The organism is Pseudomonas peli, assembly GCF_900099645.1.
Classification (GTDB): Bacteria; Pseudomonadota; Gammaproteobacteria; order Pseudomonadales; family Pseudomonadaceae; genus Aquipseudomonas; species Aquipseudomonas peli.
Genome location: NZ_FMTL01000004.1, coordinates 307,280 through 330,546, shown reverse-complemented (window position 1 = coordinate 330,546; position 23,267 = coordinate 307,280). Strand labels below are relative to the sequence as shown.

Below are 23,267 nucleotides of genomic sequence, written 5' to 3'. Positions count from 1 at the left end.
CCGCACGTCAACGTTGGCACTATCGGTCACGTTGACCACGGTAAAACCACTCTGACCGCTGCTCTGACCCGCGTCTGCTCCGAAGTATTCGGTTCGGCCAAGGTTGACTTCGACAAGATCGACAGCGCCCCAGAAGAAAAAGCTCGCGGTATCACCATCAACACCGCTCACGTTGAATACGATTCGTCCGTGCGTCACTACGCACACGTTGACTGCCCAGGTCACGCCGACTACGTAAAAAACATGATCACCGGTGCTGCGCAGATGGACGGCGCTATCCTGGTTTGCTCGGCCGCTGATGGTCCGATGCCGCAAACTCGTGAGCACATCCTGCTGTCGCGTCAGGTAGGTGTTCCGTACATCGTTGTCTTCCTGAACAAGGCTGACATGGTTGACGACGCTGAGCTGCTGGAGCTGGTTGAAATGGAAGTGCGCGACCTGCTCAGCACTTACGATTTCCCGGGCGACGACACTCCGATCATCATCGGTTCTGCTCTGATGGCTCTGAACGGCCAAGACGACAACGAAATGGGCACCAGCGCTGTTAAGAAGCTGGTTGAAACTCTGGACAGCTACATCCCAGAGCCAGTTCGTGCAATCGACAAGCCGTTCCTGATGCCAATCGAAGACGTATTCTCGATCTCCGGTCGTGGCACCGTGGTAACTGGCCGTATCGAGCGCGGTATCGTCAAGATCCAGGAAGAAATCGAGATCGTTGGTCTGCGTGATACCACCAAGACCACCTGTACCGGTGTTGAAATGTTCCGCAAGCTGCTCGACGAAGGTCGTGCTGGTGAGAACTGCGGCGTTCTGCTGCGTGGCACCAAGCGTGACGACGTAGAGCGTGGCCAGGTTCTGGTCAAGCCAGGTTCGGTTAAGCCGCACACCACCTTCACTGCAGAAGTGTATGTGTTGAGCAAAGAAGAAGGCGGTCGTCACACTCCGTTCTTCAAAGGCTACCGTCCTCAGTTCTACTTCCGTACTACTGACGTAACTGGTAACTGCGAACTGCCGGAAGGCGTTGAGATGGTAATGCCAGGTGACAACATCCAGATGACTGTCACTCTGATCAAGACCATCGCAATGGAAGAAGGTCTGCGTTTCGCTATTCGTGAAGGCGGTCGTACCGTCGGCGCTGGCGTCGTAGCCAAGATCATCGCGTAAGTGATGGTTTGAGAAAAAGCCCCCGCTTGCGGGGGCTTTTTTATTGGGTTGACACCTGCTAGGGGCGTCTATAGAATCACGCCTCCTTTTAACGGGCGTATTGCGTCCGTTGGGAATAGCAGCTTGGAATCTGAGGTCAAAATGCAAAACCAACAAATCCGTATTCGGTTGAAGGCTTTTGACCATCGCCTGATCGATCAATCAACCCAGGAAATCGTGGAAACCGCGAAACGTACTGGTGCTCAGGTGCGTGGTCCTATTCCTCTGCCTACCCGCAAAGAGCGGTTCACCGTTCTGACCTCGCCACACGTCAACAAAGACGCGCGTGATCAGTTCGAGATCCGTACTCATAAGCGTGTTCTGGACATCGTCCAGCCAACGGATAAAACCGTTGATGCGCTGATGAAGCTTGATCTTGCGGCTGGTGTGGAAGTGCAGATCAGCCTCGGCTAAGACCGCTTTAGGTTTTAGTCGTGTAACGCTCTGAAATGGGCGGCCATAGCGGGTGAAAGCCCCGTACACTCATGAGGTTACAACATGACTATTGGTGTAGTCGGTCGAAAGGCGGGTATGACCCGTATTTTCACCGAAGAAGGTGTCTCCATTCCGGTTACGGTCATTGAGATCGAGCCGAATCGCGTCACTCAGTTCAAAACTGAAGAGTCCGATGGCTATCGTGCAGTGCAAGTCACTGTCGGCGAGCGTCGTGCTTCACGTGTCAGCAAGGCGCAAGCCGGTCACTTCGCTAAGGCGAATGTCGCGGCAGGTCGTACTGTTATGGAATTCCGTCTTGAAGAAGGCGAGTACCAGGCAGGTGATCTGATCAACGCTGAAATATTCCAAGCTGGTCAACTGGTGGATGTCACCGGTCAGTCCAAAGGTAAAGGCTTTGCCGGTACCATCAAGCGTTGGAACTTCCGCGGCCAAGACAACACTCACGGTAACTCCGTGTCCCACCGTGTTCCGGGTTCCATTGGCCAGTGCCAGACTCCGGGTCGCGTATTCAAGGGCAAAAAAATGTCCGGTCATATGGGCGCTGAGCGCGTGACCGTGCAGTCCCTGGAAGTAGTGCGGGTTGACGCTGAACGCAATCTGTTGCTGGTCAAGGGTGCTGTTCCTGGCGCTACTGGCGGCAACCTGGTTGTACGTCCAGCGGCCAAGGCTCGCGGTTAAGGGGAAGCTGACATGCAATTAAATGTAAATGGCGCTCAAGCAATCGAAGTATCCGAAGCCACTTTTGGCGGCGCATACAACGAGACCCTGGTTCACCAAGCAGTTGTGGCCTACATGGCCGGCGGCCGTCAGGGCAGCAAGCAGCAGAAGACTCGTTCCGACGTATCAGGTGGCGGTAAGCGCCCTTGGCGTCAGAAGGGTACTGGCCGTGCTCGTGCAGGTACCACTCGTGGTCCGATCTGGCGTGGCGGTGGTGTGACCTTCGCGGCTCGTCCGCAGAATCACGATCAAAAGCTGAACAAGAAAATGTATCGCGCTGCATTGCGTTCGATTCTTGCCGAGCTGGTTCGTACTGATCGTTTGATCGTCGTCGAAGACTTCAGCGTTGAAGCTCCGAAGACTAAAGAACTGTTGGGCAAGTTGAATGGCATGGGTCTGACCGATGTGCTGATCGTGTCCGATGCTATTGATGAGAATCTGTACCTGGCTGCTCGCAACCTGCCACACGTTGATGTCCGTGACGTGCAAGGTTCCGATCCAGTTAGTCTGATCGCGTATGAAAAGGTGCTGGTCACCGTTTCTGCCGTGAAGAAATTCGAGGAGCTGCTGGGATGAACCAGGAACGCGTATTTAAAGTGCTGCTTGGCCCGCACATCTCCGAGAAGGCCACGGTTCTCGCTGACAAGAAAAGTCAGTTCGTTTTCAAGGTTGCAACCGATGCAACCAAGCTGGAAATCAAGAAGGCCGTCGAAAGCCTGTTCAACGTGAATGTTGCTGCTGTTAATACCGTGAATGTTCTCGGTAAGACCAAGCGCAATGCTCGCGGCCTGGGCAAGCGTAACGACTGGAAGAAAGCGATCATTTCGCTTCAGCCAGGCCAAGATCTCGATTTCGCCAGCAGTGCTGAGTAAGGAAGGGGTGCATCATGGCAATCGTTAAATGCAAACCGACTTCCCCTGGCCGCCGTTTTGTGGTCAAGGTGGTCAATCAGGAGCTGCATAAAGGCGCTCCTTACGCTCCGCTGCTTGAGAAGAAGTCGAAGACTGGCGGTCGTAACAACAATGGTCGTATCACCACCCGTCATATCGGTGGTGGCCACAAGCAGCATTACCGTCTGGTCGATTTCCGTCGCAACGACAAAGATGGCATTCCAGCCACTGTCGAGCGTATTGAATACGATCCGAACCGTACCGCACACATCGCTCTGCTGATGTATGCAGACGGCGAGCGTCGCTACATCATCGCCCCTAAAGGCGTGAGTGCTGGCGATCAGCTGGTAGCTGGCATCATGGCTCCGATCAAGCCGGGCAACAGTCTGCAACTGCGAAACATTCCAGTTGGTAGCACTGTTCACGGTATCGAACTGAAGCCGGGTAAAGGTGCTCAGATCGCTCGTTCCGCTGGTGCTTCGGCTCAGCTGATTGCGCGTGAAGGTGTCTACGTGACCCTGCGTCTGCGTTCCGGTGAGATGCGTAAAGTACTGGCTGAGTGCCGTGCGACCCTGGGCGAAGTCTCGAACTCTGAGCACAGCCTGCGTTCGCTGGGTAAAGCTGGTGCCAAACGCTGGCGTGGCGTTCGCCCAACCGTTCGTGGTGTTGCCATGAACCCGGTTGACCACCCACATGGTGGTGGTGAAGGTCGTACCTCTGGTGGTCGTCATCCGGTGTCTCCATGGGGCTTCCCGACGAAGGGCGCGAAGACTCGTGGTAACAAACGCACCGACAACATGATCGTCCGTCGTCGCAAGTAAATAGAGGGATACGACAGTGCCACGTTCTCTGAAAAAAGGTCCTTTTATTGATCTTCACCTACTGAAGAAGATCGAAGTGGCGGTGGAAAAGAATGATCGCAAACCGGTGAAAACCTGGTCGCGCCGTTCGATGATCCTGCCACAAATGGTCGGTCTGACCATCGCTGTACATAACGGTCGTCAACATGTCCCAGTTCTGGTGAACGAAGACATGGTCGGTCACAAACTGGGCGAATTTGCCGGCACTCGTACCTATCGTGGGCACGTGGCTGACAAGAAAGCCAAGCGTTAAGGGGTTAGGAAATGGAAGTAGCCGCTAAGTTGTCGGGCGCTCGCATCTCCGCCCAAAAAGCCCGCTTGGTCGCCGACCAGATTCGTGGGAAGAAGGTGGGCGAAGCGCTCAACCTCCTGGCTTTCAGCAGTAAGAAAGCCGCCGAGATCATCAAGAAAGTGCTGGAGTCGGCTGTAGCCAACGCCGAGCACAACGAAGGCGCAGACGTTGATGACTTGAAGGTCAGCACCGTTTTCGTCAACGAAGGGCGTTCGCTGAAGCGCATCATGCCGCGTGCCAAAGGCCGCGCTGATCGCATCGTCAAGCGGTCTTGCCATATCACTGTCAAGGTTGCGGACAAGTAACGGAGTCGATCAGATGGGTCAGAAAGTACATCCCATTGGCATTCGCCTGGGAATCGTCAAGGAGCACACCTCCGTCTGGTACGCCAGCGGTCGGACTTATGCGGACTATTTGTTCGCTGATCTGAAGGTGCGTGAGTATCTCCAAGACAAACTAAAAAGCGCGTCCGTAAGCCGTATCGACATTGCTCGCCCGGCTCAAACTGCACGTATCACCATCCACACCGCTCGTCCCGGTATCGTTATCGGTAAGAAAGGTGAAGATGTTGAGAAACTGCGTCAGGACCTGACCAAGCAAATGGGTGTGCCTGTGCACATCAATATCGAAGAGATCCGCAAGCCGGAGCTCGACGGTATGCTGGTTGCGCAGAGCGTAGCTCAGCAGCTGGAGCGCCGTGTGATGTTCCGTCGCGCCATGAAGCGCGCTGTACAGAACGCCATGCGTATTGGTGCCAAGGGCATCAAAATCCAAGTGAGCGGTCGTCTCGGCGGTGCTGAAATTGCACGTACCGAATGGTATCGCGAAGGTCGTGTGCCGTTGCACACCCTGCGTGCTGATATCGACTATGCCACGTACGAAGCGCACACCACTTACGGTGTGATCGGTGTCAAGGTTTGGATCTTCAAAGGCGAAGTAATCGGTGGCCTTAAAGAAGAACTAAAACCTCAAGCGCCTGCGCCTCGTAAAAAAGCTGCTAAGTAAGGAGTACGCAAAATGTTGCAACCAAAGCGTACGAAGTTCCGTAAGCAGATGACCGGCCACAACCGTGGTCTGGCTCAGCGCGGTAGCAAAGTCAGCTTCGGCGAGTTTGCGCTGAAGTCTGTTGCCCGCGGTCGTCTCACCGCCCGTCAGATTGAGTCCGCTCGTCGTGCTCTGACTCGTCACGTTAAGCGTGGCGGCAAAATCTGGATTCGCGTTTTCCCGGACAAGCCGATCTCCAAGAAGCCTCTTGAAGTGCGGATGGGTAAAGGGAAGGGTAGCGTTGAATATTGGGTAGCTCAGATCCAGCCAGGCAAAGTCCTGTATGAGATCGAAGGCGTTTCCGAAGAGTTGGCGCGTGAGGCTTTCGCCCTGGCTGCTGCAAAGCTGCCACTCGCCACCACTTTTGTTAAGCGGACGGTGATGTGATGAAGGCGAATGAACTTCGTGAAAAATCAGCACAGCAGCTGAACGAGCAACTGCTCGGCCTGCTGCGCGACCAGTTCAATCTGCGTATGCAGAAAGCAACTGGCCAGTTGGGGCAGTCTCACCTGCTCTCGCAAGTTAAGCGCGACATCGCTCGTGTGAAAACTGTGCTCAACCAGCAGGCAGGTAAGTGATCATGGCTGAAGCCGAAAAAACAGTCCGTACGCTGACCGGCCGTGTCGTCAGCGACAAGATGGACAAGACCATCACCGTATTGATCGAGCGTCGCGTTAAGCACCCGATCTACGGCAAATATGTCAAGCGTTCGACCAAGCTGCACGCACACGACGAAACCAACCAGAGCAAGATCGGTGACAAAGTTTCCATTCGCGAAACTCGTCCCGTTGCCAAGACTAAGTCTTGGGCGCTGGTTGAGATCCTCGAACGCGCAGTGGACGTCTAAGGACTAAGGGTCGGAGAAATTATATGATTCAGACTCAATCCATGCTCGACGTCGCTGACAACAGCGGTGCTCGTCGCGTTATGTGTATCAAGGTGCTGGGCGGTTCGCACCGCCGTTATGCTGGCATCGGCGACATCATCAAAGTCACCGTTAAGGAAGCAATTCCGCGCGGTAAAGTGAAGAAAGGCCAAGTGATGACTGCTGTTGTAGTCCGCACTCGTCACGGCGTTCGTCGCCCTGATGGCTCGATCATTCGCTTTGATGGCAACGCTGCTGTTCTGCTGAACAACAAGCAAGAGCCAATTGGCACTCGTATTTTTGGGCCAGTGACTCGTGAGCTTCGTACTGAGAAGTTCATGAAGATCGTCTCGCTCGCCCCTGAAGTGCTCTAAGGAGATCCGACATGCAAAAGATTCGTCGTGACGACGAGATCATCGTGATCGCCGGTAAAGACAAAGGTAAGCGTGGCAAGGTGCTCAAGGTTCTCGCTGACGACCGTTTGGTCGTTGGTGGGATCAACCTGGTGAAGCGCCATACCAAGCCGAACCCGATGTCGGGCGTTCAGGGCGGTATCGTCGAGAAAGAAGCGCCATTGCACGCTTCTAACGTGGCCATCTTCAATGGCGAAACCAACAAGGCTGACCGCGTTGGTTTCAAAGTAGAAGAAGGTAAAAAAATTCGTGTCTTCAAGTCGACCCAAAAAGCGGTTGATGCTTGAACACTGCTAGGTAGAAGACCATGGCACGACTAAAAGAGATTTATCGGAAAGAAATCGCTCCCAAGCTTAAGGAAGAACTTAAGCTTGCCAACGTGATGGAAGTTCCGCGTATCACCAAGATCACCCTTAACATGGGCCTGGGCGAAGCAATCGGTGACAAGAAAATCATCGAGCACGCTGTTGCCGACCTGGAAAAGATTACCGGTCAGAAAGTCGTTGTGACTCATGCCCGTAAGTCGATTGCAGGCTTCAAGGTTCGTGAGGGCTGGCCGATCGGCGTTAAAGTAACTCTGCGCCGTGAGCGTATGTACGAGTTCCTGGATCGTCTGCTGTCCATCTCCCTGCCGCGCGTGCGTGACTTCCGCGGCCTGAATGCCAAGTCCTTCGATGGTCGTGGCAACTACAGCATGGGCGTGAAAGAGCAGATCATCTTCCCGGAAATCGACTACGACAAGATCGATGCTCTGCGTGGTCTGGACATTACCCTGACCACCACTGCCCGTACGGATGATGAAGGTCGCGCCTTGCTGCGTGCTTTCAAATTCCCGTTCCGCAACTGATTGGAGTTGGATCATGGCCAAAACCAGCATGAAAAACCGCGAGCTGAAACGTCAGCAAACGGTAGCCAAGTACGCTAAGAAGCGTGCCGAGCTGAAAGCTACCATCGCCGATCTGAACGCCAGTCCAGAAGCGCGTTGGGCAGCACAAGTAGCGCTGCAGAAGCAGCCGCGTGACGCCAGCGCTTCGCGCCTGCGTAATCGCTGCCGCATTACCGGTCGTCCGCACGGCGTTTATCGCAAGTTCGGTCTGTCGCGTATCAAGCTGCGTGAAGCTGCAATGCGTGGTGATGTACCAGGTCTGGTTAAAGCCAGCTGGTAAAAAACAAAGCCGGCCTTGTGCCGGCTTTGTCTTATCTGTGAATCAGGCCCCTTTGGGGCTTGATTCATTTTTGTTCAGTCTCTAGAATGCTCGGCTCGCCTGAGCCTGGGTTCAATTTTTCTCAGAATTCTCAGCGACTGTAGCCGCAAGGCTAATTCTTTTTGTATCAGGAGCGTCTAGCCCATGAGTATGCAGGACCCGTTAGCGGACATGCTAACTCGTATCCGTAATGCCCAGATGGCTGAAAAGTCCGTCGTAAGCATGCCGTCTTCCACGTTGAAGGTGGCTGTAGCCAAAGTTTTGAAAGACGAAGGTTATATTGCGGGTTATCAGATCAGCGGTGAAGTTAAGCCGCAGCTGTCCATCGAGCTGAAATACTTCGAAGGCCGTCCGGTTATCGAAGAAGTTAAGCGCGTTAGCCGTCCAGGCCTTCGCCAATACAAATCCGTCGATGATCTGCCGAAAGTTCGTGGCGGTCTCGGTGTATCCATCGTCTCCACCAACAAGGGTGTGATGACGGACCGCGCTGCGCGCGCTGCCGGTGTCGGCGGCGAAGTGCTTTGCACAGTGTTCTAAGGGGGGATAAGCATGTCTCGCGTTGCTAAGAACCCCGTAAAGCTGCCCGCTGGTGTTGAGATCAAACTCGCCGGCCAACAGCTTTCGGTAAAGGGTGCCAAGGGCACTCTCGAACTGAACGTTCACTCGTCCGTTGAAGTTCTGCAAGAAGCTGGTGAGCTGCGTTTTGCTGCTCGCAATGGCGATCAGCAGACTCGTGCAATGGCCGGTACCACTCGCGCCCTGGTCAACAATATGGTGATCGGTGTTAGCGCTGGCTTCGAGCGTAAGCTGCAGCTGGTTGGTGTTGGTTACAAAGCGCAAGCCAAAGGTCAGGTGCTGAACCTCGCTCTCGGCTTCTCCCATCCGATCGACTATGAGTTGCCGGACGGTGTAGTTGCTGAAACCCCGAACCAGACCGAGATCCTGATCAAGGGTGTCGACAAACAACTGGTTGGTCAGGTCGCTGCGGAGATTCGTGACTTCCGTCGTCCTGAACCTTATAAGGGCAAAGGTGTTCGTTACGCTGACGAAGTCGTCCGCCGTAAAGAAGCCAAGAAGAAGTAGGGCATAGCAAATGACCGACAAAAAAGTTACTCGACTGCGTCGCGCTCGCAAAGCACGCCTGAAAATGCACGAGCTCGAAGCCGTGCGTCTCTGCGTGTATCGCTCTTCGCAGCACATCTATGCCCAGGTCATTTCGGCCGACGGCAGCAAGGTTCTGGCCAGCGCCTCTACCTTGGACAAAGCACTGCGTGACGGCGCCACTGGCAACGTCGACGCGGCCAAGAAAGTTGGTGAGCTGGTTGCCGAGCGTGCGAAAGCCGCTGGTGTAACTCAGGTTGCATTCGACCGTTCTGGCTTCAAGTACCACGGCCGCGTCAAGGCGCTGGCTGATGCTGCTCGTGAAGGCGGGCTGGAGTTCTAAGTTATGGCAAATAACGACCAAAAGCGCGACGAAGGCTATATCGAGAAGCTGGTACAGGTTAACCGCGTTGCCAAGACCGTTAAGGGTGGCCGTATCTTCACTTTCACCGCGTTGACCGTGGTTGGTGATGGTAAGGGTCGCGTCGGTTTCGGCCGTGGCAAATCCCGTGAAGTGCCTGCTGCCATCCAGAAAGCGATGGAAGCTGCTCGTCGCAACATGATCCAGGTTGATCTGAACGGCACTACTCTGCAGTACGCAATGAAGTCTGCTCATGGCGCCTCCAAGGTGTACATGCAGCCTGCTTCTGAAGGTACCGGCATCATCGCCGGCGGCGCTATGCGTGCCGTTCTGGAAGTGGCTGGCGTGCAGAACGTTCTGGCTAAGTGCTACGGCTCGACTAACCCAGTGAACGTGGTGTACGCCACTTTCAAAGGTTTGAAAGCTATGCAGTCGCCAGGTTCTGTTGCGGCTAAGCGTGGCAAGAGCGTCGAGGAGATTCTCTAATCATGGCTAATACCGTAAAAGTCACGCTGATCAAAAGCATGACCGGCCGCATCCCTAACCATAAGCTCTGCGTTAAGGGTCTGGGTCTGCGTCGCATCGGTCACACCGTAGAAGTGCTGGATACTCCCGAGAATCGCGGGATGATCAACAAGGCTTACTACATGCTGCGAGTCGAGGGTTAATACATGTACCTGAACGATTTGAGTCCTGCGCCGGGTTCCCGTCGCGAGAAGCACCGTCCGGGCCGTGGTATCGGTAGCGGTTTGGGTAAGACTGGTGGCCGCGGCCACAAAGGTCAAACCTCCCGCTCCGGTGGCACCATTGCTCCGGGTTTCGAAGGCGGCCAGCAGCCTCTGCACCGCCGTCTGCCTAAGTTCGGTTTCGTTTCTTTGAAGGCTATGGATCGCGCACAAGTGCGTACTTCCGAGCTGAATAAAATCGAAGGCGGCATTGTTACTCTGCAGTCGCTGAAGGATGCCAACCTGATCAACCAAAACGTACAGCGTGTGAAAGTCATGCTGTCCGGTGAAGTTACTCAGGCAGTCACCCTTAAAGGTATCGCCGTCACCAAAGGTGCGCGCGCGGCTATCGAAGCAGCTGGCGGTAAGTTCGAGGAATAAATGGCTAAGCAAGGTGCTCTCTCAGCGCTCAGCAATGGCGGGTTGTCCGAACTCTGGGCTCGTTTGCGCTTTCTGTTCATGGCGATCATCGTCTATCGGATAGGTGCACACATCCCAGTTCCAGGTATCAATCCGGACCGGCTAGCGGACCTGTTTCGACAGAATGAGGGGACCATTCTTAGCTTGTTCAACATGTTTTCCGGCGGCGCGCTGGAGCGCATGAGCATTTTTGCACTGGGGATCATGCCGTACATTTCGGCGTCGATCATCATGCAGCTCATGACCGCTGTTAGCCCGCAGCTGGAGCAGTTGAAGAAGGAAGGTGAAGCTGGCCGTCGCAAGATTAGCCAGTACACCCGCTACGGCACCCTCGTTCTGGCTATTGTCCAAGCAGTCGGCATGTCCGTCGGCCTGGCCAGTCAGGGCGTAGCGTTTACAGTCGATTTCGGCTTCCACTTCGTTGCGGTCACCACGTTTGTGGCGGGTGCAATGTTCATGATGTGGCTGGGCGAGCAAATCACTGAGCGTGGTGTTGGCAACGGTATTTCGATGCTGATTTTTGCAGGCATCGTAGCCGGTCTGCCGTCGGCGATTGGGCAGTCTTTCGAGTCTGCTCGTCAGGGTGATATCAATATCTTTGCTCTGATTGCCATCGGTTTGCTGGCAGTAGCGATTATCGGTTTCGTGGTGTTCATTGAGCGTGGTCAGCGTCGCATTGCGGTGCACTACGCCAAGCGTCAGCAGGGCCGCAAGGTCTTCGCTGCGCAGACTAGCCACTTGCCGTTGAAGGTGAATATGGCGGGGGTTATCCCGGCTATTTTCGCCAGCAGCCTTCTGTTATTCCCGGCTTCGCTGGGTGCCTGGTTTGGTCAGTCTGAAGGTATGGGCTGGCTGCAGGATATTTCGCAGGCTATCGCTCCTGGTCAGCCGTTGAACATTTTGCTGTTTAGTGCAGGGATCGTTTTCTTCTGCTTCTTCTATACAGCGTTGATGTTCAACCCGAAAGACGTAGCGGAGAACCTGAAGAAGTCCGGTGCCTTTATTCCGGGTATCCGTCCCGGTGAGCAATCGGCACGCTATATCGATGGCGTGTTGACTCGCTTGACCATGTTCGGTGCTCTGTACATGACGGCCGTATGCTTGTTGCCCCAGTTCCTGGTGGTGGCTGCCAACGTACCGTTCTATCTTGGCGGGACCTCGTTGCTGATCGTGGTCGTGGTTGTTATGGACTTTATGTCGCAAGTACAATCGCACCTCGTTTCGCACCAGTACGAATCCCTGATGAAGAAAGCCAACCTGAAGGGCTACGGCAGCGGCATGCTGCGCTGAAGTCCATAAGGTTCGAGGAGTTGGTGATGAAAGTTCGTGCATCGGTGAAAAAGCTGTGCCGTAACTGCAAGATTATCCGTCGCGAAGGTGTTGTTCGCGTTATTTGCAGCGCGGAGCCGCGTCACAAACAGCGCCAAGGCTGAGTGTGAGTGAAGTTACAAGCCCGGCAGCTAGTGCGCTGCCGGGTTGATTATTTGTTTCTACAGCGCTAATATCTCGCGCCCTATTTCTTGGCTTCCGGGGCGTAGGTAGCTGTCAATTGGAGTTCCACTGAATGGCCCGTATTGCAGGCGTTAACATTCCGGATAACAAGCACACTGTTATCTCGTTGACCTACATCTATGGTGTTGGTCGTACTACTGCACAGAAAGTCTGTGCTGCCGCCGGCGTTAATCCGGCTGCAAAGATCAAAGATCTCTCTGACGAGCAGATCGAGCAGCTGCGTGGCGAAGTAGCCAAGGTGAATACCGAAGGCGACCTGCGTCGTGAAGTGAACATGAAAATCAAGCGCTTGATGGACCTGGGTTGCTACCGCGGCCTGCGTCATCGTCGTGGTCTGCCGGCTCGCGGTCAGCGTACCAAGACCAACGCGCGTACCCGCAAGGGCCCGCGTAAGCCGATCCGCAAGTAATCGCATTCGCGCATCGACAGGAATCTAGTCATGGCAAAACCTGCTGCTCGTACTCGTAAGAAAGTCAAAAAGACGGTGGTTGATGGCATCGCCCACATCCACGCTTCTTTCAACAACACAATCGTGACCATTACTGACCGTCAGGGCAATGCTCTGTCTTGGGCTACCTCTGGTGGTTCGGGTTTCCGCGGTTCGCGTAAAAGCACCCCGTTCGCTGCCCAGGTGGCTGCTGAACGTGCTGGTCAAGCTGCGCTGGAATACGGTCTGAAGAACCTCGACGTTAACGTCAAGGGCCCAGGTCCGGGTCGTGAGTCCGCTGTCCGTGCTTTGAACGGCTGTGGCTATAAGATCGCCAGCATCACCGATGTGACGCCAATCCCGCATAACGGGTGCCGTCCTTCGAAGAAGCGTCGCGTGTAATCAGGAGACAGTGAGAAATGGCTCGTTACATTGGTCCCAAATGCAAACTGTCTCGTCGTGAAGGCACAGATCTTTTCCTGAAAAGCGGTGTACGCGCTCTGGAATCGAAGTGCAACATCGAAGCAGCCCCAGGTATTCACGGTCAGCGCCGTGGCCGTCAGTCCGACTACGGCACCCAGCTGCGTGAGAAGCAAAAAGTTCGTCGTATCTACGGTGTGCTTGAGCGTCAATTCAGCGGTTATTACAAAGAAGCTGCCGGCAAGAAAGGCGCTACTGGTGAGAACCTGCTGCAACTGCTCGAGTGCCGCCTGGATAACGTGGTTTACCGCATGGGCTACGGCGCAACTCGCGCTGAATCCCGTCAGCTGGTATCGCACAAGGCGATCAGCGTAAACGGTAAAACTGTCAACGTACCGTCCTACCAGGTTAAAGCTGGTGACGTTGTTGCAGTTCGCGAGAAATCGAAGAATCAGCTGCGCATTGTTCAAGCTCTTGAGCTGTGTGCCCAGCGTGGCCGCGTTGAATGGGTAGAAGTAGACACTGAGAAGAAGTCTGGCGTGTTCAAAAACGTCCCGGCGCGCAGTGATCTCTCCGCTGACATCAACGAAAGCCTGATTGTCGAGCTCTACTCCAAGTAAGGGCTAGAAAATAGGTGCATCCATGCAGATTTCGGTAAATGAGTTCCTGACCCCCCGTCACATTGATGTGCAGGTGGTCAGTTCGACCCGCGCCAAGATCACTCTCGAGCCTCTCGAGCGTGGTTTTGGCCATACGCTGGGCAACGCGCTGCGTCGCATCCTGTTGTCCTCCATGCCTGGCTGTGCAGTAGTCGAGGCCGAGATTGACGGTGTACTCCATGAGTACAGCGCCATCGAAGGTGTTCAGGAAGACGTCATTGAAATCCTGCTCAACCTGAAAGGTCTGGCTGTCAAACTGCACGGTCGTGACGAAGTGACGTTGACTCTGGCGAAGAAGGGCTCGGGCGTAGTTACCGCTGCCGATATTCAGCTGGATCACGATGTCGAAATCGTCAATGGCGACCACGTAATCGCCAACCTGGCTTCCACTGGCGCGCTGAACATGAAGCTCACCATAGCTCGTGGTCGCGGCTATGAGCCGGCTGATGCTCGTCAGAGCGATGAAGATGAAAGCCGCAGCATTGGTCGCTTGCAGCTGGATGCTTCGTTCAGCCCGGTACGCCGTGTGTCGTACGTGGTGGAAAACGCTCGTGTTGAGCAGCGTACTAACCTGGACAAACTGGTTATTGACCTGGAGACCAACGGTACTCTGGACCCTGAAGAGGCTATCCGCCGCGCTGCAACCATTCTGCAACAGCAGTTGGCTGCGTTCGTCGACCTCAAAGGTGACAGTGAGCCTGTTGTTATCGAGCAGGAAGATGAGATCGATCCGATCCTCCTCCGTCCGGTTGATGACCTGGAACTGACTGTGCGTTCGGCTAACTGCCTCAAAGCAGAGAACATTTACTACATCGGTGATCTGATTCAGCGCACCGAAGTAGAACTGTTGAAAACGCCGAACCTAGGCAAGAAATCCCTGACTGAAATCAAGGATGTTCTGGCTTCTCGCGGTCTGTCCCTCGGTATGCGCCTCGACAACTGGCCGCCGGCAAGTCTGAAGAAAGACGATAAGGCGACTGCCTGATCGTCATCATCACCGAACGTGAGTTTGGTAAGGAATTGAACCATGCGTCATCGTAAAAGTGGCCGTCACCTCAGCCGCACCAGCGCACACCGCAAGGCCATGTTCCAGAACATGGCAGTATCGCTGTTCGAGCATGAGCTGATCAAAACTACTCTGCCGAAAGCCAAAGAGCTGCGTCGCGTTGCCGAGCCGCTGATTACTCTGGCTAAAGAAGACAGCGTTGCCAATCGTCGTCTGGCTTTCGATCGTACTCGTTCGAAAGCCATCGTCGGCAAGCTGTTCAACGACCTGGGCAAGCGCTACGCCACCCGTCAGGGCGGTTACCTGCGTATCCTCAAGTGCGGTTTCCGCACTGGCGACAATGCTCCAATGGCTTATGTTGAACTGGTTGACCGTCCGGTCGCTGGTGCAGCTGTAGACGCTGAGTAAGTCGTAGGTTGTACGAAAAAACCGGGCCTTGGCCCGGTTTTTTTATGGCTGGAGAATGCCCCGCAGTAGCATGTTCATCTGGGTCGCATGCGCTGTGCTTGACCCGTTAGCGTTCGGCGGCCAGCATTAGCCAATGTTTGTGGCGTCCTAAGGAAAATATCCATGAAAGGCCATATTGAAGTTATCGATTACCTGAAGATGCTGCTCAAGGGCGAGCTGGCGGCCCGGGATCAGTACTTCGTGCATTCGCGCCTCTATGAGGATTGGGGGTTCAGCAAGTTGTATGAGCGGATCAACCATGAAATGGAGGAGGAAACTCAGCATGCTGACGCCATCCTCAAGCGCATTCTATTTCTTGAGGGGACGCCGGACATGGTCCCTGACAGCTTCCGCTTCGGGCAGAGCGTTCCGGAGATGCTCAAGCTGGATCTCGCCCTCGAATACCATGTGCGTGCGGCGCTGAGCAAAGGCATCGCCCTGTGCGAGCAGCATCAGGATTACCAAACCCGCGATATTCTTTTGGTTCAGCTCAAAGATACCGAAGAGGATCACGCCTATTGGCTGGAGGTTCAGCTAGGGTTGATCGACCGAATTGGCCTGGAGAATTACCTGCAGACGCAAATGTAAAACTTCTGCAGCCAACAAAAAGCCCCGCATGTGCGGGGCTTTTTGTTGGTCGCGGGCTTAGTCGCGATCACGTTCCAGCAGCGGTTTGAGGAAGTAACCGGTGTGCGACTGCGGCATCTCGGCTACTTCTTCGGGCGTGCCGACGGCGATGATCTGGCCGCCCTTGGAGCCACCTTCCGGGCCGAGATCTACCAGCCAGTCGGCGGTCTTGATCACGTCCAGGTTGTGCTCAATCACCACCACGGTATTGCCGTGGTCGCGCAGGCGGTGCAGCACGTCAAGCAGTTGCTGGATATCGGCAAAGTGCAAGCCAGTGGTCGGCTCATCAAGGATATACAGGGTCTTGCCGGTGTCGCGCTTGCTCAGCTCACGGCTTAGCTTGACCCGCTGCGCCTCGCCGCCGGACAGCGTCGTCGCGCTCTGCCCCAGCTTGATGTAGGACAGGCCGACATCCATCAGCGTCTGCAGCTTGCGCGCCAGGGCCGGTACGGCATCGAAGAACACCCGCGCTTCCTCGATGGTCATATCCAGCACTTCGGTGATGCTCTTGCCCTTGTACTTCACTTCCAGAGTTTCGCGGTTGTAGCGCTTGCTCTTACACACGTCGCAGGGCACGTAGATGTCCGGCAGGAAATGCATTTCCACTTTGATCAGGCCGTCGCCCTGGCAGGCTTCGCAGCGCCCACCCTTGACGTTGAAGCTGAAGCGTCCCGGCCCGTAACCGCGCGAGCGCGACTCCGGCACGCCGGCGAACAGCTCGCGGATCGGGGTAAACAGCCCGGTGTAGGTCGCCGGGTTCGAGCGTGGCGTACGGCCAATGGGGCTTTGGTCGATATCCACCACCTTATCCAAGTGCTGCAGGCCGTCGATGCTGTCGTGGGCCGCAGCCTCCAGGGTAGTGGCGCCATTCAGCGCGGTGGCGCTGAGCGGGAATAGGGTGTTGTTGATCAGTGTTGATTTGCCCGAACCAGACACGCCGGTGACGCAGGTGAGCAGGCCTATCGGTATTTCCAGGTCGACGTTGCGCAGGTTGTTGCCGCGAGCGCCCTTGATCTTCAGCGAGAGCTTCTTGTCCCGTGGCGTGCGCTTGGCTGGCACTTTGATCTTCACTCGGCCTGACAGATATTTACCTGTCAGCGAGTCCGGATGGGCCATGACTTCAGCTGCGGTGCCCTGGGCGACGATCTGCCCGCCGTGCACGCCGGCACCCGGACCTATATCCACTACGTAGTCGGCCATGCGAATGGCGTCTTCGTCGTGCTCGACCACAATCACCGTGTTACCGATATCGCGAAGGTGGCGCAGGGTGCCGAGCAGGCGCTCGTTGTCGCGTTGATGCAGGCCGATGCTCGGTTCGTCGAGGATGTACATAACGCCCACTAGGCCAGCGCCGATCTGGCTGGCCAGACGAATACGCTGCGCTTCACCACCGGACAGGGTGTCGGCGCTGCGGTCCAGGGTCAGGTAGTCGAGGCCGACGTTGACCAGAAACTGCAGGCGCTCGCGGATTTCCTTGAGGATCTTCTCGGCGATCTCGCCACGGCGGCCGGGTAGCGCCAGGCTGCCGAAATACTCGGTGGCGTCGCCAATCGGCATGCCGCTGACCGCTGGCAGGGTCTTCTCGCCGACCCACACATGCCGCGCCTCACGGCGCAGGCGGGTGCCGCGGCAATCCTGGCAGGCCTGGGTGCTGAGAAACTTGGCCAGCTCCTCGCGCACGCTGGTGGATTCGGTTTCGCGGTAACGCCGCTCCAGGTTCGGCACGATGCCTTCGAAGGGATGCGAGCGCTTGACTATATCGCCACGGTCGTTGAGATATTTGAAGTCGACGTTCTGCGTGCCGCTGCCGAACAGAATGCACTTCTGGTGCTCGGCGCTGAGCTCGTCGAACGGCACTTCTAGGCTAAAGCCGTAATGCGCGGCCAAAGAGCCAAGCATCTGGAAGTAATAGACGTTGCGCCGGTCCCAGCCGCGGATTGCGCCTTCGGCCAGAGTCAGCTCGCCATTGACCAGGCGCTTGGTGTCGAAGAACTGTTTTACACCCAGGCCGTCGCAAGTCGGGCAGGCGCCGGCCGGGTTGTTGAAGGAAAACAGCTTAGGCTCCAGCTCGCTGATCGAGTGGCCGCACACCGGGCAGGCAAAGCGGGCGGAGAAAATGATTTCTTCGCCTTCCTCTCCTTCCATCGGGGCGATCAGTGCCAGGCCGTCGGCCAGCTTCAGGGCAGTTTCGAAGGATTCGGCCAGTCGCTGCTGTAAATCGCCACGTGCCTTGAAGCGGTCGACCACCGCATCGATGCTGTGCTTCTTCTGCTTGTCGAGTTTCGGCAGTTCGTCCAGCTCGTAAATCTTGCCGTTGACCCGCACGCGGACGAAACCCTGGGCGCGCAGTTCATCAAAGACTGCCAGGTGTTCGCCTTTGCGTTCGCGAATCACCGGGGCCAGCAGCATCAGCTTGCTGCCTTCGGGCAGGGCCAGCACCTGGTCGACCATCTGGCTGACGGTTTGCGCTTCCAGTGGCAGATCATGGTCCGGGCAGCGTGGAATACCGGCGCGGGCGTAGAGCAGGCGCAGGTAGTCGTAGATCTCGGTGATGGTGCCCACGGTGGAGCGCGGGTTGTGCGAGGTGGATTTCTGCTCGATGGAGATCGCCGGCGACAGGCCTTCGATGGTGTCGACATCGGGCTTTTCCATCATCGACAGAAATTGCCGGGCGTAGGCCGACAGCGACTCGACATAACGGCGCTGGCCCTCGGCGTAGAGGGTGTCGAAGGCCAATGACGACTTGCCGGAACCGGACAGGCCGGTGATCACGATCAGCTTGTCGCGCGGCAGGGTCAGGTCGATGTTTTTTAGGTTGTGGGTGCGCGCACCCCGAATCAGAATCTTGTCCACAAACAACGGCCTCGCATGGCGGGCGGAAAACCACCGAGTATACGGGCCCGAAGGTAGGCGCGGCAAAGCGTCACTGCTGTGCCGTAACCATTGGTGCTGCTAGAATCGCCGCCTATTTCGACAGGGCGTTTTCCATGCACGATCCGCACAACGAGCGCATGAGCGGCAGTGAAACCCGCGCGGCCGGTGGCCTGGCGTTGGTGTTCGCGTTCCGCATGCTCGGTATGTTTATGGTGCTGCCGGTGCTGGCGACCTATGGCATGGAGTTGCAGGGCAGTACACCGGCGCTGATCGGCCTGGCGATAGGCGCCTACGGTTTGACCCAGGCCTTTCTGCAGATTCCGTTTGGCATGCTCAGTGACCGCATAGGTCGACGGCCGGTGATCTATGTCGGCCTGCTGGTTTTCGCCGCCGGCAGCCTGTTAGCGGCCAATGCCGACTCGATTTATGGGGTGATTGCCGGACGCATTCTGCAGGGTGCCGGGGCGATTTCCGCTGCGGTTATGGCGCTGCTCTCCGACCTGACCCGTGAGCAACATCGGACCAAGGCCATGGCCATGATCGGCATGAGCATCGGTCTGTCGTTTGCCGTGGCGATGGTGGTTGGCCCTCTGCTGACGCGTGCGTTCGGGCTGTCCGGACTGTTTCTCGCCACCGCCGCCATGGCGCTGCTCGGTATTCTGATTGTTGCCGGGCTGGTGCCGCGTTCCGCAGGGCCGTTGCAGCACCGTGAGTCGGGTGTAAGCACGCAGGCGTTGCTGCCTACGCTCAAGCACGCCGACTTGTTGCGTTTGGATTTCGGTATTCTGGTGCTGCACGCGATTCTAATGGCTAGCTTTATCGCTTTGCCGTTGGCGCTGGTAGAGCAGGGCGGCCTGGCCAAGGAAGAGCACTGGTGGGTCTACCTGACCGCGCTGCTGGTGGGCTTCTTCGGCATGGTGCCCTTCATCATCTACGGTGAGAAGAAACGCCGGATGAAGCATGTGCTGCTTGGCGCGGTGACGGTGCTGTTGCTGTGTGAGCTGTTCTTCTGGTGGTTCGGCACCAGCCTGCGCGCGCTGGTGCTTGGCACGGTGGTGTTCTTCACCGCATTCAACCTGCTGGAAGCCTCGTTGCCGTCGTTGATCAGCAAGGTCGCTCCGGCTGGCGGCAAAGGCACGGCGATGGGCGTGTATTCCACCAGTCAGTTCCTCGGCGCGGCCCTCGGCGGCATCTTGGGTGGCTGGTTGTATCAGCACTACAGCCTGTCGGGTGTGTTTGCGGGCTGTGCCCTGCTGGCTCTTTTTTGGCTGGCCTTTGCTGTTACTATGCGCGAACCGCCGTATGTCACCAGCCTGCGTCTGCCGCTTTCAGCTGCGGCTTTGCAAGAGGCGGGGTTGGTCGAGCGTTTACAGGCTGTGCCCGGAGTGGCGGATGCCGTAGTGGTGCGCGACGAAGCGGCCATCTATATCAAAGTGGATACCCAACAATTGGACCGCACGTCCCTTGAGCGCCTCATAGAGCCGGCGCCGATGGCGTGCTGAAAGCCTAGGAGAACGTTATGGCCCGTGGGGTTAACAAAGTCATTCTGGTCGGTACCTGCGGACAGGACCCGGAAACCCGCTACCTGCCGAGCGGCAACGCGGTCACCAACCTGAGCCTGGCAACCAGCGAGCAGTGGACCGATAAGCAGACCGGTCAGAAAGTCGAAAAAACCGAATGGCACCGTGTGTCGCTGTTCGGCAAAGTTGCCGAGATAGCCGGTGAATACCTGCGCAAAGGTTCGCAGGTGTACATCGAAGGTAAGTTGCAGACCCGCGAGTGGGAAAAAGACGGTATTAAACGCTACACCACTGAAATCATTGTCGACATGCAGGGCACCATGCAGCTGCTGGGCGGCCGTCCGGACAACGCCGGTGGTGACTCGGCCCCGCGTCAGCAGCGCCCTGCACCGCAGCGCGAGCAGCAGTCAGCCCCGCGCCCCGCGCCACAGCAGGCACCTCAGCCCGCTGCGGATTTTGACAGTTTCGATGACGATATCCCGTTCTGATCTGCTGAGTTAACGCCGATCATGCGTATGCGGCTGATGCTGCTAGGTGGCGGTAATGCGCTGGGGCAGGCACTAATCCGCCTCGGCGCCGAGGAAGACATTGGCTTTCTCGCCCCCAAACCGCCGGAGTCAGGCTGGGACCCCGCCAGCCTCACTCAGTTGCTGGATGACACCCGCCCCGATGCCCTGATTAACCTTGCTTACTACTTCGACTGGTTCCAGGCCGAAGCGGTCAGCGAGGCGCAGTTTGCTGCCCAGGAGCGTTCCGTTGAGCGTCTGGCCGAGCTCTGTCAGCACCATCAGATCCGTCTGCTGCAACCTTCCAGTTATCGCGTCTTCGATGGCTCGCGGGCGACTGCCTACAGCGAGCGGGAAGAGCCTGCACCGCTGGGTATCCGCGGCCAGGCGCTGTGGCGCTTCGAGCAGCGCGTGCGTGCCACCTGTCCGCGGCATGTGCTATTGCGCTTTGGTTGGTTGCTGGATGACAGTGCCAATGGCCTGCTCGGACGCTTTCTGACCCGCGCTGCGCATGATGAACCCCTGCTACTGGCGGATGATCGGCGCGGTAATCCGACGCCAATCGATGATGCAGCCCGGGTGATTCTCGCGGTGCTCAAGCAGCTGGATTGCCAGACACCGCTGTGGGGCACTTACCACTACGGTGGGCATGAGGCGACCACCTCGCTGGCGTTGGGCCAGGCGGTACTCAGTGAGGCGCGCCACTTCCGCAGCAATCTGGTTGAGGACGTGGGGCCGCAGGCGCACAGCGCGCGGCCGGATGCCGCCGAAGAGCCGCAACATGCGGTGCTGTCCTGCAAGAAAATCCTTCACACCTTCGGCATCAAACCGCGAGCCTGGCGCTCGGGGCTGCCGAGCCTACTGGATCGTTATTATCGCCATGTCTGACTCACGTTCTGTTTTGGTTACTGGTGGCGCTGGCTTTATCGGTTCGCACCTGGTCGATGCGTTACTGGCTCGGGGCTACAGCGTCCGTGTGCTGGACAACCTGTCGATGGGCAAGCTGACTAATCTGCCGTTGGATAATCCGCAGTTGCAGTTCATCGAGGGCGATGTGGCCGATGCTGCAGTGGTCGCGCAGGCGGTGGCCGGATGTGAGGCAGTGGCGCACCTGGCTGCAGTGGCTTCGGTGCAGGCCTCGGTGGATGATCCGGTGGCGACGCACCAGAGCAATTTTGTCGGCACGCTGAATGTCTGTGAGGCGATGCGCCTGCATGGCGTCAAGCGTGTGCTGTTTGCTTCCAGTGCAGCGGTGTATGGCAACAATGGTGAAGGCCAGGCGATTGATGAAGCCACGGCGAAGGCGCCGCTGACGCCTTATGCCGCTGACAAACTGGCCAGTGAGCATTACTTGGATTTCTATCGTCGCCAGCATGGCCTCGAACCAGCGATTTTTCGTTTCTTTAATATCTTCGGGCCGCGTCAGGATCCGTCTTCGCCGTACTCCGGGGTGATCAGCATCTTCACCCAGCGCGTCCAGCAGGGCTTGCCGATCAGCGTATTCGGCGATGGTGAGCAGACCCGCGACTTTTTCTATGTCGAGGACCTGGTTGTGCTGCTGACTCAAGCGCTGACTGCGTCGCAGGCGGTGGAGGGGGCGGTGAACGTTGGCTGGAATCAGGCGGTCAGTCTGAATCAGCTGCTGGCGCAGATTGGTGGGCTGTGTGGTGGCTTGCCTGATGTGCAGTATCAGGCGCCGCGCGCGGGTGATATTCGCCACTCGCGTGCGGATAACCGGCGTTTGCAGGCGCAGTACCAACTGCCCACAGCCACGCCGATCGGTGAAGGCCTGCGGCGTTTGCTGGCGCAAGGATGAATGCACTTTGCCATAAAAAACCGGCCTTGATGGCCGGTTTTTTTATGGCTGATGGTTTAGAACTTATAGCCCAGGCCGACCATGTAAACGAACGGGTCTACGTCTACATCGACTTTAACCTTGCTGCCGCCAAAGTTGGTGGTGCCAGTGGTTTCGATGTCGATATAACGCACTTGGGCGTTGAGCATGATGTTGTCGGTCAGCATGTAGTCCATGCCCACCTGCGCGGCCAGGCCCCAGGAATCTTTCATGTCCAGGCCGCTAAAGCCTTTACCTTCTGCTTCGCTGCTCAGTTTGGTGTCGAAGAACCACGTGTAGTTGATGCCTGCGCCTACATAGGGCTGGAATGCCGAACTGGAATCCAGTGGGTAATACACCACGCTCAGGGTCGGCGGCAGGTGCTTGAGCTCACCGAGCTTACCGTTCAGGCCGGCAAAGCCGCCGGGCATGCCTTTGACGCCAACGTCATGGCTGAATGGGGTGGCTGCCAGCAGCTCAATGCCGATGTTGTTGGTCAGCATATACGCGAAGTTCAGGCCCAACTGAGTGTCGCTGTCCAGGGTCGCTTTGGTACCGGCTACGTCAGTGCCGAGTGCGCCGACCCAGATGTCACTGCTGCTTTCCTGTGGGTCAACCGTGATGGCGCCGGCCCGCACGATGATGTCGCCAGCTTGGTGCGCGTGCGCCAGTGGGGCGGCGATAGCAAGGGCCAGCAGTGAAGCGGTAAACAGTGAGGTACGCATGGTGTGCTCCCATAAAGCATCGGTTCGTATTGGCTGAGTACGATGTTAGGGGCGCGAAAAAAACGACTGTTGATCCAGCTCAATAAAGTAGCTGGCTATCTAATTATGTAGGGTTGCGTTTGCGAGCGTGTCGCAAATAACATGTTATATTGTATCTT

36 protein-coding genes are annotated in these 23,267 nt (G+C 56.7%); 34 read left to right on the top strand and 2 right to left on the bottom strand.

Features of this window, described 5'->3' with window-relative positions; genetic code table 11:
- The 30 genes from tuf to bfr form a co-directional block, all read left to right on the top strand.
- Nucleotides 1–1,164: elongation factor Tu (gene tuf / locus BLO50_RS18795; protein ID WP_090255809.1), on the top strand; the 1,164-nt coding region annotated here is incomplete at its 5' end.
- Between the two features lie 141 nt (nt 1,165–1,305).
- Nucleotides 1,306–1,617, top strand: a complete 312-nt coding sequence (gene rpsJ, locus BLO50_RS18790; RefSeq protein WP_010486970.1) for a 30S ribosomal protein S10 — start codon at nt 1,306–1,308, stop codon at nt 1,615–1,617.
- A gap of 84 nt (nt 1,618–1,701) precedes the next feature.
- A complete protein-coding gene (rplC, locus tag BLO50_RS18785; RefSeq protein ID WP_090255807.1) occupies nt 1,702–2,337 on the top strand; it encodes a 50S ribosomal protein L3 in 636 nt (211 codons plus the stop codon).
- 12 nt (nt 2,338–2,349) lie between these two features.
- Nucleotides 2,350–2,952 carry a 50S ribosomal protein L4 gene (rplD, locus tag BLO50_RS18780; RefSeq protein WP_090255805.1) on the top strand — a complete coding sequence of 201 codons (603 nt, stop codon included), beginning with the start codon at nt 2,350–2,352 and terminating at the stop codon, nt 2,950–2,952.
- Nucleotides 2,949–3,248, top strand: a complete 300-nt coding sequence (gene rplW / locus BLO50_RS18775; protein WP_090255803.1) for a 50S ribosomal protein L23 — start codon at nt 2,949–2,951, stop codon at nt 3,246–3,248. The genes rplD and rplW overlap by 4 nt, the downstream gene beginning before the upstream one ends.
- Before the next feature lie 14 nt (nt 3,249–3,262).
- Complete coding sequence (gene rplB / locus BLO50_RS18770) at nt 3,263–4,087, top strand: 50S ribosomal protein L2 (protein WP_090255801.1); 825 nt, start codon at nt 3,263–3,265, stop codon at nt 4,085–4,087.
- A 16-nt stretch (nt 4,088–4,103) separates the two neighbouring features.
- Nucleotides 4,104–4,379: a 30S ribosomal protein S19 gene (gene rpsS / locus BLO50_RS18765; protein WP_010486981.1), complete on the top strand. Its 276-nt coding sequence runs from the start codon at nt 4,104–4,106 to the stop codon at nt 4,377–4,379.
- Between the two features lie 11 nt (nt 4,380–4,390).
- A complete protein-coding gene (gene rplV / locus BLO50_RS18760; RefSeq protein WP_003210077.1) occupies nt 4,391–4,723 on the top strand; it encodes a 50S ribosomal protein L22 in 333 nt (110 codons plus the stop codon).
- Between the two features lie 13 nt (nt 4,724–4,736).
- Nucleotides 4,737–5,423 (top strand): 30S ribosomal protein S3, encoded by a 687-nt coding sequence (gene rpsC / locus BLO50_RS18755; RefSeq protein ID WP_069519907.1) that lies wholly within the window; start codon nt 4,737–4,739, stop codon nt 5,421–5,423.
- Between the two features lie 12 nt (nt 5,424–5,435).
- On the top strand, nt 5,436–5,849 hold the full coding sequence (rplP, locus tag BLO50_RS18750) for a 50S ribosomal protein L16 (protein WP_090255798.1): 414 nt from the start codon (nt 5,436–5,438) through the stop codon (nt 5,847–5,849).
- Nucleotides 5,849–6,040 (top strand): 50S ribosomal protein L29, encoded by a 192-nt coding sequence (gene rpmC / locus BLO50_RS18745; RefSeq protein WP_002555481.1) that lies wholly within the window; start codon nt 5,849–5,851, stop codon nt 6,038–6,040. Before rplP ends, rpmC begins: the two co-directional genes overlap by 1 nt.
- A gap of 2 nt (nt 6,041–6,042) precedes the next feature.
- On the top strand, nt 6,043–6,309 hold the full coding sequence (gene rpsQ / locus BLO50_RS18740; protein ID WP_090255823.1) for a 30S ribosomal protein S17: 267 nt from the start codon (nt 6,043–6,045) through the stop codon (nt 6,307–6,309).
- A gap of 23 nt (nt 6,310–6,332) precedes the next feature.
- Nucleotides 6,333–6,701, top strand: coding sequence for a 50S ribosomal protein L14 (rplN, locus tag BLO50_RS18735; RefSeq protein ID WP_003281831.1), 369 nt, complete (start codon nt 6,333–6,335; stop codon nt 6,699–6,701).
- Nucleotides 6,702–6,712: 11 nt separating this feature from the next.
- Entirely contained in the window at nt 6,713–7,027 is a 315-nt protein-coding gene (rplX, locus tag BLO50_RS18730) for a 50S ribosomal protein L24 (RefSeq protein WP_008374158.1), read from the top strand.
- 20 nt (nt 7,028–7,047) lie between these two features.
- Nucleotides 7,048–7,587, top strand: coding sequence for a 50S ribosomal protein L5 (gene rplE, locus BLO50_RS18725; RefSeq protein WP_090255796.1), 540 nt, complete (start codon nt 7,048–7,050; stop codon nt 7,585–7,587).
- Between the two features lie 13 nt (nt 7,588–7,600).
- Nucleotides 7,601–7,906: a 30S ribosomal protein S14 gene (gene rpsN / locus BLO50_RS18720; protein WP_090255793.1), complete on the top strand. Its 306-nt coding sequence runs from the start codon at nt 7,601–7,603 to the stop codon at nt 7,904–7,906.
- Between the two features lie 183 nt (nt 7,907–8,089).
- A complete protein-coding gene (rpsH, locus tag BLO50_RS18715; RefSeq protein ID WP_069519903.1) occupies nt 8,090–8,482 on the top strand; it encodes a 30S ribosomal protein S8 in 393 nt (130 codons plus the stop codon).
- Nucleotides 8,483–8,494: 12 nt separating this feature from the next.
- Nucleotides 8,495–9,028 carry a 50S ribosomal protein L6 gene (gene rplF / locus BLO50_RS18710; protein WP_090255791.1) on the top strand — a complete coding sequence of 178 codons (534 nt, stop codon included), beginning with the start codon at nt 8,495–8,497 and terminating at the stop codon, nt 9,026–9,028.
- 10 nt (nt 9,029–9,038) lie between these two features.
- The gene (rplR, locus tag BLO50_RS18705; protein ID WP_003293038.1) at nt 9,039–9,389 is read left to right on the top strand and encodes a 50S ribosomal protein L18; all 351 of its coding nucleotides are present in this window, start codon (nt 9,039–9,041) and stop codon (nt 9,387–9,389) included.
- Between the two features lie 3 nt (nt 9,390–9,392).
- Nucleotides 9,393–9,893 carry a 30S ribosomal protein S5 gene (gene rpsE, locus BLO50_RS18700; RefSeq protein ID WP_090255789.1) on the top strand — a complete coding sequence of 167 codons (501 nt, stop codon included), beginning with the start codon at nt 9,393–9,395 and terminating at the stop codon, nt 9,891–9,893.
- A gap of 2 nt (nt 9,894–9,895) precedes the next feature.
- Entirely contained in the window at nt 9,896–10,075 is a 180-nt protein-coding gene (gene rpmD, locus BLO50_RS18695; protein ID WP_079204534.1) for a 50S ribosomal protein L30, read from the top strand.
- A gap of 3 nt (nt 10,076–10,078) precedes the next feature.
- On the top strand, nt 10,079–10,513 hold the full coding sequence (gene rplO, locus BLO50_RS18690) for a 50S ribosomal protein L15 (RefSeq protein WP_090243121.1): 435 nt from the start codon (nt 10,079–10,081) through the stop codon (nt 10,511–10,513).
- The gene (gene secY / locus BLO50_RS18685) at nt 10,514–11,842 is read left to right on the top strand and encodes a preprotein translocase subunit SecY (protein WP_090255788.1); all 1,329 of its coding nucleotides are present in this window, start codon (nt 10,514–10,516) and stop codon (nt 11,840–11,842) included.
- A gap of 26 nt (nt 11,843–11,868) precedes the next feature.
- Nucleotides 11,869–11,985 (top strand): 50S ribosomal protein L36, encoded by a 117-nt coding sequence (rpmJ, locus tag BLO50_RS18680; RefSeq protein WP_002555468.1) that lies wholly within the window; start codon nt 11,869–11,871, stop codon nt 11,983–11,985.
- 131 nt (nt 11,986–12,116) lie between these two features.
- Nucleotides 12,117–12,473, top strand: a complete 357-nt coding sequence (gene rpsM / locus BLO50_RS18675) for a 30S ribosomal protein S13 (RefSeq protein ID WP_090255786.1) — start codon at nt 12,117–12,119, stop codon at nt 12,471–12,473.
- A gap of 30 nt (nt 12,474–12,503) precedes the next feature.
- Entirely contained in the window at nt 12,504–12,893 is a 390-nt protein-coding gene (rpsK, locus tag BLO50_RS18670; protein ID WP_013789773.1) for a 30S ribosomal protein S11, read from the top strand.
- A gap of 17 nt (nt 12,894–12,910) precedes the next feature.
- Complete coding sequence (gene rpsD, locus BLO50_RS18665; protein WP_090255783.1) at nt 12,911–13,531, top strand: 30S ribosomal protein S4; 621 nt, start codon at nt 12,911–12,913, stop codon at nt 13,529–13,531.
- A gap of 22 nt (nt 13,532–13,553) precedes the next feature.
- Nucleotides 13,554–14,555, top strand: coding sequence for a DNA-directed RNA polymerase subunit alpha (locus BLO50_RS18660; RefSeq protein WP_090255780.1), 1,002 nt, complete (start codon nt 13,554–13,556; stop codon nt 14,553–14,555).
- 42 nt (nt 14,556–14,597) lie between these two features.
- The gene (gene rplQ, locus BLO50_RS18655) at nt 14,598–14,984 is read left to right on the top strand and encodes a 50S ribosomal protein L17 (protein WP_069519894.1); all 387 of its coding nucleotides are present in this window, start codon (nt 14,598–14,600) and stop codon (nt 14,982–14,984) included.
- 162 nt (nt 14,985–15,146) lie between these two features.
- The gene (bfr, locus tag BLO50_RS18650; protein WP_090255778.1) at nt 15,147–15,611 is read left to right on the top strand and encodes a bacterioferritin; all 465 of its coding nucleotides are present in this window, start codon (nt 15,147–15,149) and stop codon (nt 15,609–15,611) included.
- A gap of 57 nt (nt 15,612–15,668) precedes the next feature.
- Here the strand turns inward: bfr and uvrA are convergent, their stop codons facing one another.
- Nucleotides 15,669–18,503 carry an excinuclease ABC subunit UvrA gene (uvrA, locus tag BLO50_RS18645; protein WP_090255822.1) on the bottom strand — a complete coding sequence of 945 codons (2,835 nt, stop codon included), beginning with the start codon at nt 18,501–18,503 and terminating at the stop codon, nt 15,669–15,671.
- 134 nt (nt 18,504–18,637) lie between these two features.
- Here uvrA and BLO50_RS18640 point away from each other — a divergent pair, with 134 nt between their 5' ends.
- The 4 genes from BLO50_RS18640 to BLO50_RS18625 are packed head-to-tail and all read left to right on the top strand — an operon-like array spanning nt 18,638 to nt 22,366.
- Nucleotides 18,638–20,026: an MFS transporter gene (locus tag BLO50_RS18640; RefSeq protein ID WP_090255776.1), complete on the top strand. Its 1,389-nt coding sequence runs from the start codon at nt 18,638–18,640 to the stop codon at nt 20,024–20,026.
- Between the two features lie 17 nt (nt 20,027–20,043).
- Nucleotides 20,044–20,532, top strand: coding sequence for a single-stranded DNA-binding protein (locus BLO50_RS18635; RefSeq protein WP_090255774.1), 489 nt, complete (start codon nt 20,044–20,046; stop codon nt 20,530–20,532).
- A 21-nt stretch (nt 20,533–20,553) separates the two neighbouring features.
- Entirely contained in the window at nt 20,554–21,438 is an 885-nt protein-coding gene (locus BLO50_RS18630) for a sugar nucleotide-binding protein (protein WP_090255772.1), read from the top strand.
- Complete coding sequence (locus tag BLO50_RS18625; protein WP_090255770.1) at nt 21,431–22,366, top strand: NAD-dependent epimerase/dehydratase family protein; 936 nt, start codon at nt 21,431–21,433, stop codon at nt 22,364–22,366. Before BLO50_RS18630 ends, BLO50_RS18625 begins: the two co-directional genes overlap by 8 nt.
- A 56-nt stretch (nt 22,367–22,422) precedes the next feature.
- Here BLO50_RS18625 and BLO50_RS18620 read toward each other — a convergent pair whose 3' ends face one another.
- The gene (locus BLO50_RS18620; protein ID WP_090255768.1) at nt 22,423–23,109 is read right to left on the bottom strand and encodes an OmpW/AlkL family protein; all 687 of its coding nucleotides are present in this window, start codon (nt 23,107–23,109) and stop codon (nt 22,423–22,425) included.
- Between the last annotated feature and the right edge of the window lie 158 nt (nt 23,110–23,267).

What these genes read in the sequence shown, in the direction of transcription:
- rpsJ (WP_010486970.1), top strand. Translation starts at nt 1,306, where the DNA reads ATGCAAAACCAACAAATCCGTATTCGGTTGAAGGCTTTTGACCATCGC.
- rplC (WP_090255807.1), top strand. Translation starts at nt 1,702, where the DNA reads ATGACTATTGGTGTAGTCGGTCGAAAGGCGGGTATGACCCGTATTTTC.
- rplD (WP_090255805.1), top strand. Translation starts at nt 2,350, where the DNA reads ATGCAATTAAATGTAAATGGCGCTCAAGCAATCGAAGTATCCGAAGCC.
- rplW (WP_090255803.1), top strand. Translation starts at nt 2,949, where the DNA reads ATGAACCAGGAACGCGTATTTAAAGTGCTGCTTGGCCCGCACATCTCC.
- rplB (WP_090255801.1), top strand. Translation starts at nt 3,263, where the DNA reads ATGGCAATCGTTAAATGCAAACCGACTTCCCCTGGCCGCCGTTTTGTG.
- rplV (WP_003210077.1), top strand. Translation starts at nt 4,391, where the DNA reads ATGGAAGTAGCCGCTAAGTTGTCGGGCGCTCGCATCTCCGCCCAAAAA.
- rpsC (WP_069519907.1), top strand. Translation starts at nt 4,737, where the DNA reads ATGGGTCAGAAAGTACATCCCATTGGCATTCGCCTGGGAATCGTCAAG.
- rplP (WP_090255798.1), top strand. Translation starts at nt 5,436, where the DNA reads ATGTTGCAACCAAAGCGTACGAAGTTCCGTAAGCAGATGACCGGCCAC.
- rpmC (WP_002555481.1), top strand. Translation starts at nt 5,849, where the DNA reads ATGAAGGCGAATGAACTTCGTGAAAAATCAGCACAGCAGCTGAACGAG.
- rpsQ (WP_090255823.1), top strand. Translation starts at nt 6,043, where the DNA reads ATGGCTGAAGCCGAAAAAACAGTCCGTACGCTGACCGGCCGTGTCGTC.
- rplN (WP_003281831.1), top strand. Translation starts at nt 6,333, where the DNA reads ATGATTCAGACTCAATCCATGCTCGACGTCGCTGACAACAGCGGTGCT.
- rplX (WP_008374158.1), top strand. Translation starts at nt 6,713, where the DNA reads ATGCAAAAGATTCGTCGTGACGACGAGATCATCGTGATCGCCGGTAAA.
- rplE (WP_090255796.1), top strand. Translation starts at nt 7,048, where the DNA reads ATGGCACGACTAAAAGAGATTTATCGGAAAGAAATCGCTCCCAAGCTT.
- rpsN (WP_090255793.1), top strand. Translation starts at nt 7,601, where the DNA reads ATGGCCAAAACCAGCATGAAAAACCGCGAGCTGAAACGTCAGCAAACG.
- rpsH (WP_069519903.1), top strand. Translation starts at nt 8,090, where the DNA reads ATGAGTATGCAGGACCCGTTAGCGGACATGCTAACTCGTATCCGTAAT.
- rplF (WP_090255791.1), top strand. Translation starts at nt 8,495, where the DNA reads ATGTCTCGCGTTGCTAAGAACCCCGTAAAGCTGCCCGCTGGTGTTGAG.
- rplR (WP_003293038.1), top strand. Translation starts at nt 9,039, where the DNA reads ATGACCGACAAAAAAGTTACTCGACTGCGTCGCGCTCGCAAAGCACGC.
- rpsE (WP_090255789.1), top strand. Translation starts at nt 9,393, where the DNA reads ATGGCAAATAACGACCAAAAGCGCGACGAAGGCTATATCGAGAAGCTG.
- rpmD (WP_079204534.1), top strand. Translation starts at nt 9,896, where the DNA reads ATGGCTAATACCGTAAAAGTCACGCTGATCAAAAGCATGACCGGCCGC.
- rplO (WP_090243121.1), top strand. Translation starts at nt 10,079, where the DNA reads ATGTACCTGAACGATTTGAGTCCTGCGCCGGGTTCCCGTCGCGAGAAG.
- secY (WP_090255788.1), top strand. Translation starts at nt 10,514, where the DNA reads ATGGCTAAGCAAGGTGCTCTCTCAGCGCTCAGCAATGGCGGGTTGTCC.
- rpmJ (WP_002555468.1), top strand. Translation starts at nt 11,869, where the DNA reads ATGAAAGTTCGTGCATCGGTGAAAAAGCTGTGCCGTAACTGCAAGATT.
- rpsM (WP_090255786.1), top strand. Translation starts at nt 12,117, where the DNA reads ATGGCCCGTATTGCAGGCGTTAACATTCCGGATAACAAGCACACTGTT.
- rpsK (WP_013789773.1), top strand. Translation starts at nt 12,504, where the DNA reads ATGGCAAAACCTGCTGCTCGTACTCGTAAGAAAGTCAAAAAGACGGTG.
- rpsD (WP_090255783.1), top strand. Translation starts at nt 12,911, where the DNA reads ATGGCTCGTTACATTGGTCCCAAATGCAAACTGTCTCGTCGTGAAGGC.
- BLO50_RS18660 (WP_090255780.1), top strand. Translation starts at nt 13,554, where the DNA reads ATGCAGATTTCGGTAAATGAGTTCCTGACCCCCCGTCACATTGATGTG.
- rplQ (WP_069519894.1), top strand. Translation starts at nt 14,598, where the DNA reads ATGCGTCATCGTAAAAGTGGCCGTCACCTCAGCCGCACCAGCGCACAC.
- bfr (WP_090255778.1), top strand. Translation starts at nt 15,147, where the DNA reads ATGAAAGGCCATATTGAAGTTATCGATTACCTGAAGATGCTGCTCAAG.
- BLO50_RS18640 (WP_090255776.1), top strand. Translation starts at nt 18,638, where the DNA reads ATGCACGATCCGCACAACGAGCGCATGAGCGGCAGTGAAACCCGCGCG.
- BLO50_RS18635 (WP_090255774.1), top strand. Translation starts at nt 20,044, where the DNA reads ATGGCCCGTGGGGTTAACAAAGTCATTCTGGTCGGTACCTGCGGACAG.
- BLO50_RS18630 (WP_090255772.1), top strand. Translation starts at nt 20,554, where the DNA reads ATGCGTATGCGGCTGATGCTGCTAGGTGGCGGTAATGCGCTGGGGCAG.
- BLO50_RS18625 (WP_090255770.1), top strand. Translation starts at nt 21,431, where the DNA reads ATGTCTGACTCACGTTCTGTTTTGGTTACTGGTGGCGCTGGCTTTATC.
- BLO50_RS18620 (WP_090255768.1), bottom strand. Translation starts at nt 23,109, where the DNA reads ATGCGTACCTCACTGTTTACCGCTTCACTGCTGGCCCTTGCTATCGCC.